Here is a 14,971-nt window from a genome sequence, read left to right on the forward strand (position 1 = left end):
ACTCGTCAGCAAGTCTAGTCTCTTTGCCGGACCTGTTCTGAAGGGACCGATGTGAGGTTGTCCGAGCATCATTGCTCAGCTGCGTCGAGGCGTACGGGTCTCGCCGGGCAGGGTTCCGAACTCAGGCGACGGTGCGCTCAGGCGACGGTGCGCTCAGGCCAGGTACGTTCGCCCTTGATGTAGCTCGACAGGTCGCCGAGCACCCTGTCCGCGTCAGCTTGGGAGAATTCCCCTGCATCGACTCCGGCCTGCAGATCGCCGGCAAGGTCTGCGACCCGTGATTGGGCGTCGGCAGCCGTGTGTGCCACCAGGCCCGCGCCGTCGCTGAGGGCCGTGGCGCCGGCAGCTTCGATCCCGCCGCCATCAGGTGTCGTCTCGGCGCTGGGTGTCGTCTGGGCGCTGGTTGTTGTCTCGGCGTTGGGCTGAGCATCATCGGTGCGGTCGCGAGTTTCGTCCGCACGTGTTTCGTCATCACGAGTCTCGTCGTCGCGAGAATTGTCATCGTCACGTGTTCTGCTTGTTGTGACTGGTGCAGTGGTGGAGCCGGTCAGCGCGGGGGCCGCACGCTTGGTCGGCTGCTGTCCCGGATTGAGGATGTAGTCGGCAATGCCAGCTGTCACCGGTGCTGTGGTGAGGACTGCGGCGAGAACGACGGCAGTGCCGGCGATCAATCGGGGAATTGCTTTCATGCTTTCACTCTTCCAGATCAAGCTGTTTCCCCACTTCAATGCGACTGTGATGATCCTTGGCATTCGATGTCGAATCGGTGGCAGCCAGGGAACGTGTCAGAATCGTGAACCGACTGATCACTCGATGCTTCCGGTCTCCAGGAGTATGCGGAAGGTGTCTTCGTCGAGGACTCTGACTCCCAAAGATTCGGCCTTCTCCAACTTCGATCCCGCGTTTTCACCGGCCACCACGTAGTCGGTCTTCTTCGACACGGAGCTTGCCGCCTTGCCGCCGGCGCCGAGGATCGCTTCCTTGATCCCGTCCCGGGTGAATGTGCTCAGCGAACCGGTGGCCACGATCGTCAGGCCCTCCAAGGTCTGTGCCCCGGCTTCCTGCTCCTCATCTTCCATCCGCACACCGGCTTCGGCCCAGGCTTCGACGATTTCGACATGCCAACCGACGGCGAACCAGTCGCGGATGCTCGCTGCGATCGTCGAACCGATGCCGTCGACGGCCGAGAGCTCCTCGAGTTCGGCGGCCCGGATCGCCTCAAGGGTGCGAAAGTGTGCGGCCAGGGTTCGAGCAGCAGTCGGTCCCACGTGCCTGATCGAGAGTGCGACGAGGACTCGCCACAGGTCCTGGTCCTTGGCCTTGTCGAGTTCGTCGAAGAGCTTCTTCGTATTCGCGCTCGGGGCGCTGGGCTTCTTCGCTGTGGGGCGCGTGTAGAAGTAGGGCACCAGTTCGCGTTCCCCGGTCTCCACGCCCTTGACCTTCTTGTTCCTCCAGATCTTCACCTCGGCCAAGTCCTCGGCCGTGAGGTCGAAAAGGAACGCCTCCGAGGTCAGCGGCGGTGACTCGGGCTCAGCCGGTGCGGTCAAAGCCAGCGCCGCCTCTTCGCCCAGGGCTTCGATGTCGAAGGCGGCGCGGGAGGCCAGGTAGAAGATGCGGTTGGCCAGCTGGGCGGGGCAGGACCGGGCATTCGGGCAGCGCTTGTCCTTGTCCCCTGCCTTCTGCTCCCCCAGCTTCGTTCCGCAGGAGGGGCAGTGTGTGGGCATGACGAATTCGTATTCGCTGCCATCACGCTGAGCGACCACCGGGCCCAGCACCTCAGGGATGACGTCACCTGCCTTACGCAGAGTCACAGTGTCACCGATGAGCACACCCTTACGGGTGACCTCGTAGCCGTTGTGCAGGGTCGCTCGTTCCACCGTGGACCCGGCGACCGTGACCGGTTCCATCACCGCGAACGGGGTGACTCGACCGGTCCTGCCCACCTGGACCTGGATGTCGAGGAGCTTCGTGGTGACCTCTTCGGGCGGGTATTTGAAGGCCGTGGCCCACCTCGGCGCACGTGAGGTATAGCCCAGGGTCTCTTGGACGGCGATGTCGTCGATCTTGATGACGATGCCGTCGATCTCATGGGTGACGTCGTGGCGGTGTTCCCCGTAGTAGGTGATGAAGTCTTCGATCTCATCGACGTTATCCAGCACCTTGAAGTATTCGCTGATGGGCAGGCCCCAGGTCCGGAACTGCTCATAGACCTCGGACTGATGGGCCGGTTCGGGATGGGAGTCATCGGCCGGTGTCCACACCGCGATGCCGTGGACGAGCATGTGCAGGGGTCGCACAGCGGTGACGGCGGGGTCCTTCTGGCGCAGGGATCCGGCGGCCGAGTTGCGGGGGTTGGCAAACGGGGCCTTGCCCTCTGCGACGAGGGCGGCGTTGAGTTCGGTGAACTTCTCCAGCGGGAAGAACACCTCACCGCGGATCTCGACTTCGGCCGGCGGGTAGTCGGTGTCGAGCTTGTCGGGGATATCGGAGATGGTGCGGACATTGGCGGTGATGTCCTCGCCGATGCGGCCGTCGCCGCGGGTGGCGGCGCGCACGAGTTCACCGTTGCGGTAGAGCAGGTTGACGGCGAGTCCATCGATCTTGAGTTCGCAGAGGAACTTCGACTTCGCCGAGGTGGCCGCCCGGACCCGGTCGTACCATCCCCGCAGCTCCTCGAAGTCGAAGACGTTGTCGAGGCTGTACATCCGCCCGATGTGTTCGACCGGATCGAAGGTGGAGGTGTCGACATTGCCGCCGACGGTCTGGGTCGGTGAGGAGTCGGTGACGAGTTCGGGGAATTTCTCTTCGAGATCTTCGAGGCGGTGGACGAGATCGTCGTATTCGGCGTCGGCGACCAGAGGCGAGTCGTCCTTGTAGTAGGCGGCGCGCTGCTCTTCGATCTTCTCCACGAGGTCTGCATGAGCTTGGGCACGGGCCGTGGCGTCTGAGAGGTCAGACGTATCGGACTCGCCGGAGTTGTCGGGCGTTGCGGTCATTCGATCTCCTCAAAGGCACGCCGCAGACCGGCGGCGATCATCATCGTTCCCGTGCTGATGTTCTTGGCACCATCTGCTGTGTCCCCCTCGACCGAGGACAGCAGCGGTGGGTAGGTCAGCGGAAGCTCTTCGCCCGCGAGGACGCCGAAATCACGCAGACTGGTCGTGCTCATGCCGATGCGGTTCCACGGCGTCATGATTCGGTTCAACCAGTGCTTGACCTCCTTCGGCCTCGATCCTGCGGCAGGCGGCAGTCCCATCCATGTTCCGATCCCGGCCTCGGAGATCATGGCCAGCTGTTCCCAACCGTGTGCCTTCAGGCTAGCCAACGGCACTGACACGGCGGTGGCACCGGAATTGCGGACCACCTCGGCGGCGGTGATCTCCTTGCCCTGCAGCGGCAGGGGGTCGAAGTCGGGGAGGCTCAGCAGCACCGGGGGCAGATGGCGCAGCGTCGACTGGAGTGCGGCGTAGACCTGGGCTTCGGGGATGGCGGGCAGGGTGGCCCAGCCGGAGACCGTGGGCCAGGTTCCGGTGAGAATCGGGTGCAGGCGGGTCTCGACGAGGCGGATCACGGGCTGCATTCCCAGTGAGGCCAGCTTGTCGGCGAACGCGGCAAGACCGAAGGCGTAGGCCTGGATGACGTCGCGGCGCGCACCGTGGTCGGCCAGCACAGGTGCCCCGGAGGTCAGGCTCAGTGCGGTGACCAGGCTCCACGGTCCCGGCAGGGAGATCTGGACCTGGCCGGTGTAGCCGTCACCGTATTCGGCGATGGCGTCGAAGGCCTCGCTGAGGGCCGAGGATTCGAGCCGCTCATCCTTGCCCGCCGCACTCGTCAGGCGCCAGCCGAATGAGGCCCGATCGACGTGAAGCTCGGTGAGGAGACCGACAGCACGACCGATCGCGTCGGCGCCCCACCGATCCTCGGAGCGACGGGCGCTCAGCGGCACAGGCGGCAGCTGTTCGCCGAGGTGGGTGAACGCTGCTGCGGCCGCCTCGCGGACGGGGCTGTTGGCGATGTAGCCTGCGGCACCGGACTTCGATCCGGCGCCGGCCTCTGGTCTGGGGCCTGGAATCCAGATGCCGGTGGTCGTTCCGGCCGGTTCCAGGGTTGCTGTGGTGTCGGCCGGGGACGCGGCTGGTTCAGCCATGGTTGCGGCTGCGTGGGATTCCGAAGACGTCGGCATAGAACCCGAACTCGCTTTCCAGGGAATCGATGATGGTTTCGGTGCGGACGAAGCCGTGGGATTCGCCCTTGTACAGACGGTAAATGTACTCCACTCCGGTCAGTTCCAACATATCGACGAAGTCCTGGGCCTGATTGGGTGGGACGATGGGGTCCCGATCGCCTTGCATGATCGCCACCGGGACTCTGATCTGGCTCGTTCGTCTGATGGGTGAGCGGGTGATGTAGGCGTCTTGGGCCTCCGGCCAGGGCCCGACCAGGCCGTCGATGTAGTGCCGTTCGAAGTCGTGGGTGTCGACGACGAAGCGCATCAGGTCGGTGACTCCGAAGTAGGAGGTGCCGCAGGCGAAGACGTTCGAGGAGGCCAAGGCGGTGAGCACTGTCCACCCTCCCGATGAGGCACCGGAGATCGCGATGCGATCCGGGTCGGCCAGTCCCTCGGCGACCAGTGCTTCGACTGCCGCGACGGCGTCGGCGACGTCGACGATCCCCCATTGGCCGCGCAGTCGGTTGCGCCAGGCTCGGCCGTAGCCGGTCGAACCGCCGTAGTTGACCTCCATCACGCCGATGCCTCGGGATGTGAAGTAGCTGGATCGGGCCGACATGTCCGGGGTCGCCTGCCCTGTGGGTCCACCGTGGATGGAGATCACATAGGGCGGGAGTTCCCGGTCGAGGGCAGTGAATCTGGGATTGTGCGGTGGGTGGATGACGACGGGGACTCCGCCGAGGACTCGGGTGCCTGGACGTGAGTAGTAGTCCTGATGGGCGTCGAGTCGTTCCTGTGCGATCTCGGTGAAGCTGCCGGTGGCCCGGTCGACAGCGTAGAGGGCTCCGGTCGAGTCCGCGGACTTGCCGGTCAGGAGGACATGGCTGTCGTTGAGATCGTGGAGTTCGAGACTGCCGAAGGGCGCTCCAGGAGGGAAGATCTCCTCGACGTCACCGCCGGGACCACCCTTGGACGAGCGTGGGAGACGTGCCCGGATCAACGAGGCGGTATCGCATTGGGAGTGGGCCCAGATCTCCTCGTCATCGCTTAGGTACCAGTTGGTTCCCAGCTGCCAGAGGGCGCCGCCGATCTCACCGCCGGTGTCGAGGACCGGTCGCAGCTCGGAGATGTCGAGTTGGTCAACGGAACTGTCTGCCTGTCCCGCTGGTCCCGTCTTTGCAGCCTGTCGGTCGCGGACAAGGCAGTCGACCTGTTCGAACTCCAGTGAGTACAGGCTCCAGGTTCCGCTGTGGTCGGAGCTGAGGATGAGCGAGGAGTCCGAGGTGAATTCGGGTTGCAGGAGGGAGACGTCGTGCCCGGCCAGCACTGCCACGGCCGGGATGTCGGAGGTGCGCACGTCGATGAGCCACAGGTTCGTCGAGTCCCAGGGCATATTGGGATGTTCCCAGCCGATGAACGCCAACGTCGAACCGTCCGGAGACAGCCGGGGGCTGGCCATGAAGTAGGAATGACGTGAGAGCACATTCGTCGTCCCGTGCCTGGTGATGAGCACGATGGCTCGTTCCCTGCGCGTTGACCAGCAGTCTTCGCGCACGCACAGCAGACCCCAGCGCGTCATCGTCAGGTCTCCGTAACGGATGCGGCCGGAGGTGTCCGGGGTCAGCGCATGGGGAGCCTTGCCCGGGATGATCTGCCAGATCCGCTGGTCGGAAGCGTTGACGAAGTAGATGACTTCGCTGTCGGGGTCCAAGGCCCAGGCCGCTCCCCCGTATTCGTGCACCGAGGACCGGATGTTGAAGTCCGCGGGCAGCACCTGTTCCTTCAGGCCCGGATGCGAGAGCGTGGTCCGAACCAGCCCGGTGCGGGAATTCTCCGCCGGGACCTTCGTGGAGAAGTAGATGTGCTCGCCACGGAAGGCGGCATCGAAGATCGGCGCGGAACCGGCAGCCACCTCCGCAGCGCTGAGCGGTGACGACCAGGTTCCGAAAGGTGCCGTGACGACATCTTGGGAAAATTCCTTCATACCCCCAGGTTAACGCAGGGGCGAGGAGCACAGCTCAGTCGCCGAGGTGGGCCGTGACCTCAGACGCTGTGGCAGTCTCTGCCCTCAGACGCCGAGGCGGTCCTTGGCTGTCACGTCGATCGTGGCCTGCCCGAGAACTCGGGTTCCGCGGTAGATGACCATGGTCTGTCCGGGTGCGACACCGGAGAGTTCCTCGTCGACGTCGATGTGCATGAGCTGTCCGGCCGGTCGTGCGGCCGGAACCTCGACCTCGTCGACGATCGGGTTCACCTCGTGCTCGGGTGCCTCGGAGATGTAGTCACCGAGCCAGGCTCGAGCAGGAACAGGGTCGCTGTGGGCCCGGATCTGGACTTCGCAGTCGATCGCGGTCGCCGGTTCGTTGCCGATGTCGGTCGGTGCCGGACCGGCCCAGGTGGTGCGGATGCCGGTGAGGTGGGACACCGCGAGATCGCTGCGGGAACCCACCGTGACGGTGTTCGAGGCCGGGTCGAGACCGGTGACGAAGCGAGGCTGGCCATCGGCAGCCGGCTTCTGGATGCCCAGTCCCTTGCGCTGGCCGATGGTGTAGGTCATCGCACCGTCGTGTTCGCCCAGGGTCTCACCCTCGGCGTCCTTGATGAGGCCAGGACGCATGGGGATCTTGTCTGCCAGCCATGCCTTCGTATCACCGTCGGGGATGAAGCAGATGTCGTAGGAGTCGGGCTTGTTGGCCACGGAGAACCCACGTTCGGCGGCTTCGGCGCGGACCTCGGCCTTCGAGGCGGTGGCGCCGATCGGGAAGTAGCAGTGCTCGAGCTGATCCCCGGAGAGCACACCGAGGACGTAGGACTGGTCCTTGGCCAGGTCCTCTCCGCGGTGGAGTTCCGGGAGACCGTTGTCGTCGCGCAGCACTTCGGCGTAGTGGCCTGTGGCGATGGCGTCGAAGCCCAGCGCCAGGGCACGGTCGAGGAGGGCGGCGAACTTGATGCGCTCATTGCAGCGCATGCACGGGTTCGGTGTGCGTCCGGCCGCGTATTCGGCGATGAAGTCATCGACGATGTCTTCCTTGAACCGCTCGGAGAAGTCCCACACGTAGAACGGGATGTCGAGCATCCCGGCCACGCGGTGGGCGTCCCGGGAGTCTTCGATCGTGCAGCAGCCGCGTGAACCCGTGCGCAGGGTTCCGGGCATGCGGGACAGGGCGAGGTGAACGCCGACGACTTCATGGCCGGCATCGACGGCGCGTGCTGCGGCGACCGAGGAGTCGACTCCGCCGGACATGGCGACGAGAATTTTCATGATGCTCCTTGCATCCAGCGTGGAGTGGCCGAGACCATTCCAGCCTGGTGTGCTTGTTCGACGACTTCGGGCAGGACCGCGAGAAGTCGATCGACTTCCTCTTCGGTCGAGTCGTGGCCGAGACTGAATCGTTGGGCTGATCTGGCGACGTCTTCCTCCATGCCGCAGGCCAGCAGCACGTGGGAGGGTCGGGAGACCCCGGCCGAGCAGGCCGAGCCCGTCGAGGTCGCCAGTCCTCTCGCGTCGAGGCCGAAGAGAAGGGAATCGCCCTCACATCCGGAGAATGTGAAGTGCGCGTTCGCGGGCAGCCTGCCCCCACCTCGGCGACCAGAAAGGGTGGCGTTGGGGATCGTGTCCTCGATGCCGGCGATGAGACGGTCGCGCAGGAATGAGAAGCGAGCGGCCCGAGCCTCGATGTCGGAAGTGGCGAGTTCGACGGCCTTGGCGAAGGCGACGGCACCGGCCACGTCGAGCGTGCCGGAGCGGACTCCGCGTTCCTGACCGCCGCCGTGCAGGATCGGTGCCGGGGCTGCGCCGCGGTCGAGCAGCAGTGCGCCGATGCCCACGGGGCCGCCGATCTTGTGGGCGGTGATCGACATGGCGGTGGCGCCGAGCTCGGCGAAGTTCAGCGGAATCTGGCCCAGTGCCTGCACCGCATCGATGTGGAAGGGAATTCCGAGTTCCTTGGCGGCAGCGCCGATTTCGGCGATCGGCTGCAGGGTGCCGATCTCATTGTTCGCGGCCATGATGGAGATGAGCGCGGTGCGTTCTGGGTTCCGACGCAGCTCGATCAGGGCCGCATCGAGGTCGAGGTATCCCTCGTCGTCGACGTCGAGGTAGATGATTTCGGCACCTTGGCTGCCCAGCCATTCCACCGAGTCGAGGATCGCATGATGTTCGATCGTGGTGGTGAGTACGCGGGGGCGAACCGGTGCGTCGAAGGTGGAGTTGTTGCGGGCTAAGTAGAGGCCCTTGAGTGCGAAGTTATCGGCTTCTGTGCCGCCGGAGGTGAAGATGACCTCGGATGAGGTGGCGGCGCCGACACCGCGGGCAATGTCCTCACGGGCGGTCTCGATGCGCATCCGCGCGGCCTGACCCACGGTGTGCAGAGCCGAGGGATTGGCCCGTCGGCTCAGCTCAGCGGTGTAGACGTCGAGCACCTCTGCCGGCATCGGCGAGGTGGCTGCGTGGTCAAGATAAATCGGCACTCTCCCTATTTTAGGCCGCGAAGGGCACTTCGGCCAGGATCAGTGCCGCATCTCACCCGAGACTCCGGGCAGATCCGGGCACCGCAGGTTCCGGGTGCGTACCAGCGCCGACTAAACTGGGGCTGTGTTCACCGTTTTCACCTACGTGCTCTATGCCGTCTCCGCCGTGCTGGCCATCTGGTCGATCGTCGAAACCATCCGCAACAAGCCCGCCGGCAAACTGCTGCTCGGTGCGACCGCTTTCCTTCTGCTGCTGCTCATCGTGCAGCTGGTGCTCTCGATCGCCACATTCGGTTCGACTCACGACATCGATCCGCTTCTGTACTTCGGCTACGTCATCACCGCGATCCTCGTCATCGCCCTGGCTGGCTTCTGGGCCTTTGCGGAACTGAGCAGGTGGGGACCTGGTGTGCTTGCGGCGGCAGGACTGACGGTGATCGTCATGATCGAGAGATTGGACCAGATTTGGCAGTGAAGAAGCGAGAAGAGATCGCCGCGGCGAAGCAGGAGCGGGCCGAGAAGCGCAGCCGTTCACCGTACTCGGCGATGCACACCGGACCGGGTCGGGCATTGACCGCCGTCTACGGTGTCTTCGCACTGTCGGCGACCGCACGTGCCGGCTACCAGGTCATCCGCGAGTTCGACGTGGCCCCGATTGCGTATTCGCTGTCTGTGCTCGCCGCCGTCATCTATATTGTGGCCACGGTCTGCCTGGTCATCGGCAACCGCGTCTCACACCGGATTGCGATCGCTGCCTGCCTCGCCGAATTCCTCGGCGTCATCATCGTCGGCATCCTCAGCTTCACCCACCCCGAAGACTTCGCCAAACCCTCAGTGTGGTCGTCCTTCGGCAGCGGCTACGGATACATCCCACTCATCCTGCCCCTCATCGGACTCTGGTGGCTCTTCCTCATCGGACGCAGAATCCGCACCAGCTGACGTCCACCCTCACTCCATGCGTGAGGACAGCACGTTCCAGTCGGTGGCCACGGCACTGAGCTGATCGCCGGTCTTCATCAGCACATACGGGTGGGCGGTGTCGACCTTGACGGTGTTGCCTTCCTTGTCATTGGTCTTCACTGCTTCGATAGTGTCGCCCAGATCGACCGAGTAGTCGTCGGGGACCTCGATCGTCATGGTGCAGCGGACTTCGCCCATTCCGATCGCACCGTGTTCGGTGCTCAACGTCATCGAGGTGAAGTCGAGCTTCTCGTAGGGCTTGCAGGAGATGTCGACCTTGTCGAAGCCGGAGTCCTTGCCCCGCAGGTCGCCCAGGTAGTCCCTGAAGTCCTTGAATCCGCCTTCTTTGAGTCCATCGGCATCGCCCTTACCGGCCTTGCCGTCGACGAGGAAGGTAGACACCTGGTCCGCAGCCGTCGTCATCTCCTTGTCGAAGCCCTCCGGGCCGGGCTTGACCGACCCGTTCCCGTCGGCCATCAGCGTCGGCATCTGATCGGTCGGAATGTAGGAGGCGGTGCGCACGATCGGGTCGGCAGCTGCCGACTCGCGAGTCGCCAGCTGCACCTGTGTGAGCTTCTTGTCGCCCTTGCTGGTGCCGAATGCGTAGAACCACATCGGATACTCGGTGAAGCTCGGGCTGCCGGCGACGACTTCGCTGAAGTTCGGTGCCCGCAGCTTCTGCTTCGCCTTCTCCGCGATCTGCATCTGTGCTCGGGTGTGATCGATGAGGGGCTCGCCCTGGATCTTCTCCAAGTCGGTGCCGCCGTCTTTGAGGGTCTTATCGAGAGCCTCGGTGTAGCCGGTCATGAAGTCCCCGGCCTCGCCCGGGCGCAGCGCCGTGCGCTCATAGGGCGTGATGTCGGGGCTGTGCGGCTGAGCCACGGGCAGCGCGCTGCACCCGCTCAAGGCCAGTCCCGAAGTCAGGGCCGCAGCCGTGACCGCGCGCATGGATCGTCTGCCGCGCGCGTTCTGGCGCCGAGGTGGCGCTGCGTTCGCCCCGCCAGGGTTCTTCACGAGGCGCGAGCTCTGCACACGTCCCGTGTTGGTTCCGTCCGCAAACGTGGCGTCGGTATCCGTTCCGCCGCCACTGCCAGAACCTGGGCCTGAGCCGCGGGTGCCGGGGCGGGCCTTCGTGCTCTTCTTCTCCGGTCGGATGCGGCCGTTGAACCAGCGCAGGAAGAAATAGGCGCCGAATCCGGCCAAGATGATGCCCAGAGCGATGCCGATGAGACTTAATGCCAGGACTCCTTCCACACGCATCTTCAACGAGACCGTGGTGCCCTCAAGGCTCTCGCCATCGTTTGCTGCGGAGATGACGAGAACCTGGGGATCGGCGTCGAGGTCGAAGGTCTTCGCGACCTTCTCCCCCGAGTCCTTGCTGATCCACCAGTCCCGGTCCGTGATCGCGGCTTCCGGTTCGGCATCGCCGGGGATGTACCGGTGCTCGAGAGTGTTGGGGAACTCTACGTTACTGACCTGCTCCTGCGCCACTCCGTCGAGGATGCTGTCGGTGTCGACGCCGTTGGCGGTGCCGACGAACAGTTCCGTGCCCTCGGAGTTCTCGGCCTCAACGGTCACGCTGGTGCCCGAATAGGGAACGATCGCCTCGTCGAGGACGACGGCATAGGCGCCGTCCTTGACGGTGAAGGGTTCGGACTCGGTGACCTCGTCGGTGCCGACGACGGACAGAGCGGAGACAACCAGAACTGCCACGATCACCGCTGCGAGGGTGAACAGAATGGCTGTGGTGAGTCGGATTCTCTGGATCAGAACAAGGCCCTCATCAATGCTGTGCGTGCCTTGGTCACGGCCGGATCATCCGCACCCAGGACTTCGAAGAGTTCGAGGACCCGCAGGCGCAGCGCTTCCTTCTCATCGCCGGCGCTGACGCGGATCAGCGAGATCAGGCGGTTGAAGGCGCTGCTCGGGTTGCCGCCGACGATTTCTGCGTCGGCTGCTGCCTTGGCCGCCTCGGGGTCTTTGGGGTTCGCATCTGCTGTGGCGATGAGCTGCTGCGGATCGGCGTCGATGAGACGGCGTCCCAATCCGGCGCGAGCGAGACCGAACTTGGCCTCTTCGTCAGCCGGAGACGCAGCCAGTGCCGATTTGAACAGAGACTCGGCCGTATCGAAGTCTCCCCGGTTCAGTGCTTCTTCAGCCTCGGGATGGGCAGGGCCGGCCGGTTCCTGTTCGGCTCCGGCGACGACGGCATGTCCGGTGACGCCGTTCTCGCCGGCGAGTTTGAGCAGCTCATCGAAGTAGGCCTTGACCTGCGCCTCGGGCAGTGCGCTCTGGAACAGAGGCACGGGCTGGCCCTTGACGATGGCGATGACGTTCGGGATCGATTCGACGCCGAAGGCCTGCTGCAGGCGTGGGTTCGCGTCGACGTCGACTCGCGCCAAGACCAGACGGCCGCCGAAGGATTCGACGATGCGTTCGACGATCGGTGAGAGCTGCTTGCCCTGCTCACTCCACTCCGCCTGCAGATCGATGACGACGGGAACCCGGTCCGAGATCGCGACGACGTCGTTGAAGCTGGCCTCGTCGACATCGAATGCCAGGGCAGGCACCGGCACGGCATTCGGGTCCGCGGGGCCTCCTGCGGACTGACCCGGTCCACCGGTCTTCTCCTCATGGGGCAGGTTCTTGCTGCGCACCGCGGACAGATCGAGTCCTTGGTTGGGCTGCGTGTTGTCCTGCGAGGGATCCATTGACACGTGGTCTCCTTTGTTGCGGGAAGTGCGAATTCGTACGGTACGTCTCGTCCGGAACTCTACAGTTCAGACGGCGTTGATGACATCCAGTTTAGAACGTATCGACATCGTCGGGCCTGCACTCACTTCGGATCGCAGTGCCCCGGACCGTTGGAGGTCGCCGGGCCTGCGACCCTTCCAGTTCGGACTATTCCAGTTCGGCGCCGCTGAGTGTCTCCAGTCCGCCGATGAGGCGCACCTTGCCGTCCTTGGGTACGAGGAAGGTCAGGACCTGGGTCGTCTTCGTCGTCACCGGCTTCTGGGTGCTGTCGGATCCGGTCAGTTCCTTCTGCGGGCTGGACAGTGTCAGGGTTCCGGTCCGGCCGTCAACTGACTCCGGAGAGATCGTCGACTCGGCTTCGATGACTCCCGTAACGACGGCGGAATCGTCAGCAGTGCCCTGCGCGACGATCTCCTTGCCGGGGGTGTACTTGTAAGTGACCTCAGCCTTGCCCTCTTCGGCACTCTGCTTCTGAGCCTGCTGGTTCTTCCAGATCGACTTCGAGAAGTCATCGGACTCGAACTTCTTCGCTTCCTTCGAATCCTTCCCTGAGCCCAGTGCCTTCGCGTAATCGGACACAGCCTTCTCTGGGGTCAGCGCATAGTCCTTGGACTTCGGATCGAGAGGTGCCGAGCCCTGCCGGGCGTCGGGAATCTCCGGCAGTTCTGTGCCCGGGACCAGCTGGGTCTGGGACCACAGCTTGTAGTCGGAGCGTGGATCTTCCTGAGTCAGGACCAGAAGCTGAGTGTCATTGCCCGCCGAGGTGATGAGGCTGGTCATGCGCGGCCAGCTGTCGGTGGCTGCGGTGTAGTTCACCACGACCTTCTCGTTGGCCACTGCCGGTGGCAGCTTCTGCTTCTCGACCTTCTCCTTCACCTTGTAGGCGTCCTCGCGTTGCTGCAGGGCTGGTCCTGCCGCACGCTTCTTCAGATCGGAGCTGGATGTCTTCTTGTCTGCGGCCTTGATGTCTTCGGCCACGGAATCGAGAATCCGCTTAGCCTGATCATCGTTGACACCGGCTGCTGCAGAGCTCGGTGCCTCCGAGGGCTCCGGCTTGGGCAGCTCTTCGGGCCCGCAGGCGCTCAGCGCCAGAACGGGAACGATCGCAAATGCGGTTCCGTATTCTGCCAGCTTCTTGCGGCGTTCCTGACGGGCCGTGCGCCGGTTCTTCTCCTTCTTCGCGCTCTTGCGGTTGAAGAAGAGGACGACGATGCCGCCGATGAACAGTGCCCCGCTGATGATCATCAGCGGAAGAGCCCAAGGGGTCTCGGCATGGTTGGGCCAGGAGATGGTGACGGTCTTGACGTCGCCGGGCTCACCGCTGCCGGCGATGAGGAACCCTGTCCGGTTCGCGTCGTCGGTCCAGTCAAGCTCAACCGTGTCTGTTCCGGTGACTTCGGAAGTCCAGAGATCGGCACCGGCAGGGTTGGGGACCTTTGCCTTGCCGTCTTGGGCTTTCACGGTCAGTTCGCCCTCGGGTGCGAGACCGGTCACATGGGCCGAAGCGGAGTCGCCCACCCAGGCTTCGACGTTCTCGGCCGGTGCCTGAGCGATCGTCAGATCGCCTGAGCCCTCGACCTTGAGAGTTGCGGGGGTTTCGTAGAGATTGAGCATCCCGGGGTCGACGACGACGGCCGGTGTCTCCGCATCGATCTCTGCGGTCGCGGTGATCTGGTCGTCCGGCGCCCACAGGGTCTTCTGCAGAATTCCGAGGCCTCCGACAACGACGCCCACCACCATGAGAATCACAGCAAGTGTGTAGCGCACGTACGAACCCTTCCCTCAACAAAGTGTCTTCTGACCCCACGTTCACCCGTGGGACAGTCCAAGTTTAAGTCACTGGGCGCAGATTGGTTTTGTGCGTGTACTCAGCGTGTGTCGACGCGCACAACCAGCGGTGTGTCGGTGCACACAGCCAAGTGCGTGGTGATCCGCACAGCCGGGGAAAATGCTCAGCCCCACTCCTCTGCTCTAAGCTGGTCTGGTGAGCAACGACAAAATTGTGTGGATCGACTGTGAAATGACCGGCCTCGACGAAGTCAGGGATGAGCTCATCGAAGTGGCGGCTGTCATCACCGACTTCGACCTCAACCCCCTCGACGAGGGCATCGACATCGTCATCAAACCCTCCGCCGCGGCGCTGGAGAACATGAACGACTTCGTCACCAAGATGCACACGAGTTCCGGACTCATCACCGAACTCGATGCAGGGACGACGGTCGCCGAGGCGCAGACCCAGGTGCTCGAATACATCAAGAAGCACGTCCCGGAGGCTGGCAAGGCACCCTTGGGCGGCAACTCGGTGGGCACCGACAAGGTGTTCCTGAACAAGCAGATGCCCGAGCTCGTCGAGCACCTCCACTACCGGATCATCGACGTGTCCTCGATCAAGGAACTGAGTAAGCAGTGGTTCCCCCGCGCCTACTTCCAGTCGCCTGAGAAGCACGGTGGTCACCGCGCACTCGGCGACATCCTCGACTCGATCGTCGAGCTCCAGTACTACCGCAAGGCCGTCTTCTCGACTGAGGGCCCGACCTCGGAAGAGGCGAAGTCCATCGCCGCCGAGGTGAGCGCCAGCACCTCCCGCTGACTGGCCCGAGTGCCATTCGCCGTCCTCGG

General features: G+C 64.0%; 12 protein-coding genes. 3 read left to right on the forward strand and 9 right to left on the reverse strand.

Annotated elements, in window-relative coordinates:
* Nucleotides 1-137: 137 nt before the first annotated feature.
* The 6 genes from CXR25_RS13065 to CXR25_RS13090 all read right to left on the reverse strand — a co-directional run bounded on the left by CXR25_RS13065 (nucleotide 138) and on the right by CXR25_RS13090 (nucleotide 8,638).
* Nucleotides 138-689, reverse strand: coding sequence for a hypothetical protein (locus CXR25_RS13065; protein ID WP_125240618.1), 552 nt, complete (start codon nucleotides 687-689; stop codon nucleotides 138-140).
* 117 nt (nucleotides 690-806) lie between these two features.
* Nucleotides 807-2,996 carry an NAD-dependent DNA ligase LigA gene (ligA, locus tag CXR25_RS13070; RefSeq protein ID WP_125240619.1) on the reverse strand — a complete coding sequence of 730 codons (2,190 nt, stop codon included), beginning with the start codon at nucleotides 2,994-2,996 and terminating at the stop codon, nucleotides 807-809.
* Nucleotides 2,993-4,147: a uroporphyrinogen decarboxylase/cobalamine-independent methonine synthase family protein gene (locus CXR25_RS13075; RefSeq protein ID WP_101598686.1), complete on the reverse strand. Its 1,155-nt coding sequence runs from the start codon at nucleotides 4,145-4,147 to the stop codon at nucleotides 2,993-2,995. Before CXR25_RS13075 ends, ligA begins: the two co-directional genes overlap by 4 nt.
* Nucleotides 4,140-6,152: a prolyl oligopeptidase family serine peptidase gene (locus CXR25_RS13080; RefSeq protein ID WP_125240620.1), complete on the reverse strand. Its 2,013-nt coding sequence runs from the start codon at nucleotides 6,150-6,152 to the stop codon at nucleotides 4,140-4,142. Before CXR25_RS13080 ends, CXR25_RS13075 begins: the two co-directional genes overlap by 8 nt.
* Nucleotides 6,153-6,236: 84 nt before the next feature.
* On the reverse strand, nucleotides 6,237-7,430 hold the full coding sequence (gene mnmA, locus CXR25_RS13085) for a tRNA 2-thiouridine(34) synthase MnmA (RefSeq protein WP_096157310.1): 1,194 nt from the start codon (nucleotides 7,428-7,430) through the stop codon (nucleotides 6,237-6,239).
* Nucleotides 7,427-8,638: a cysteine desulfurase family protein gene (locus CXR25_RS13090; protein WP_125240621.1), complete on the reverse strand. Its 1,212-nt coding sequence runs from the start codon at nucleotides 8,636-8,638 to the stop codon at nucleotides 7,427-7,429. The genes mnmA and CXR25_RS13090 overlap by 4 nt, the downstream gene beginning before the upstream one ends.
* A gap of 124 nt (nucleotides 8,639-8,762) precedes the next feature.
* Between CXR25_RS13090 and CXR25_RS13095 the strand changes: the two genes are divergently transcribed.
* Complete coding sequence (locus CXR25_RS13095) at nucleotides 8,763-9,113, forward strand: hypothetical protein (protein ID WP_009882677.1); 351 nt, start codon at nucleotides 8,763-8,765, stop codon at nucleotides 9,111-9,113.
* Nucleotides 9,110-9,577, forward strand: coding sequence for a hypothetical protein (locus CXR25_RS13100; protein WP_096161189.1), 468 nt, complete (start codon nucleotides 9,110-9,112; stop codon nucleotides 9,575-9,577). Before CXR25_RS13095 ends, CXR25_RS13100 begins: the two co-directional genes overlap by 4 nt.
* A 9-nt stretch (nucleotides 9,578-9,586) precedes the next feature.
* On the opposite strand, the gene CXR25_RS13105 is transcribed toward CXR25_RS13100, so the two are convergent.
* From CXR25_RS13105 to CXR25_RS13115, 3 genes are all read right to left on the reverse strand, one after another.
* The gene (locus CXR25_RS13105) at nucleotides 9,587-11,311 is read right to left on the reverse strand and encodes a hypothetical protein (RefSeq protein ID WP_125240622.1); all 1,725 of its coding nucleotides are present in this window, start codon (nucleotides 11,309-11,311) and stop codon (nucleotides 9,587-9,589) included.
* Nucleotides 11,312-11,364: 53 nt separating this feature from the next.
* Nucleotides 11,365-12,309 (reverse strand): tetratricopeptide repeat protein, encoded by a 945-nt coding sequence (locus CXR25_RS13110; RefSeq protein ID WP_009882680.1) that lies wholly within the window; start codon nucleotides 12,307-12,309, stop codon nucleotides 11,365-11,367.
* A gap of 190 nt (nucleotides 12,310-12,499) precedes the next feature.
* Nucleotides 12,500-14,119 carry a hypothetical protein gene (locus CXR25_RS13115; RefSeq protein ID WP_125240623.1) on the reverse strand — a complete coding sequence of 540 codons (1,620 nt, stop codon included), beginning with the start codon at nucleotides 14,117-14,119 and terminating at the stop codon, nucleotides 12,500-12,502.
* A gap of 217 nt (nucleotides 14,120-14,336) precedes the next feature.
* Here CXR25_RS13115 and orn point away from each other — a divergent pair, with 217 nt between their 5' ends.
* Nucleotides 14,337-14,942 (forward strand): oligoribonuclease, encoded by a 606-nt coding sequence (orn, locus tag CXR25_RS13120; protein WP_125240624.1) that lies wholly within the window; start codon nucleotides 14,337-14,339, stop codon nucleotides 14,940-14,942.
* Nucleotides 14,943-14,971: the final 29 nt, after the last annotated feature.

The sequence above is a fragment of the Brevibacterium aurantiacum genome, from assembly GCF_003932995.1.
In the GTDB taxonomy this organism is placed as follows: Bacteria; Actinomycetota; Actinomycetes; order Actinomycetales; family Brevibacteriaceae; genus Brevibacterium; species Brevibacterium aurantiacum.

Bases quoted from the DNA above. Each gene is read 5' to 3' on its own strand.
- CXR25_RS13065 (WP_125240618.1), bottom strand. From the start codon at position 689: ATGAAAGCAATTCCCCGATTGATCGCCGGCACTGCCGTCGTTCTCGCC.
- ligA (WP_125240619.1), bottom strand. From the start codon at position 2,996: ATGACCGCAACGCCCGACAACTCCGGCGAGTCCGATACGTCTGACCTC.
- CXR25_RS13075 (WP_101598686.1), bottom strand. From the start codon at position 4,147: ATGGCTGAACCAGCCGCGTCCCCGGCCGACACCACAGCAACCCTGGAA.
- CXR25_RS13080 (WP_125240620.1), bottom strand. From the start codon at position 6,152: ATGAAGGAATTTTCCCAAGATGTCGTCACGGCACCTTTCGGAACCTGG.
- mnmA (WP_096157310.1), bottom strand. From the start codon at position 7,430: ATGAAAATTCTCGTCGCCATGTCCGGCGGAGTCGACTCCTCGGTCGCC.
- CXR25_RS13110 (WP_009882680.1), bottom strand. From the start codon at position 12,309: ATGGATCCCTCGCAGGACAACACGCAGCCCAACCAAGGACTCGATCTG.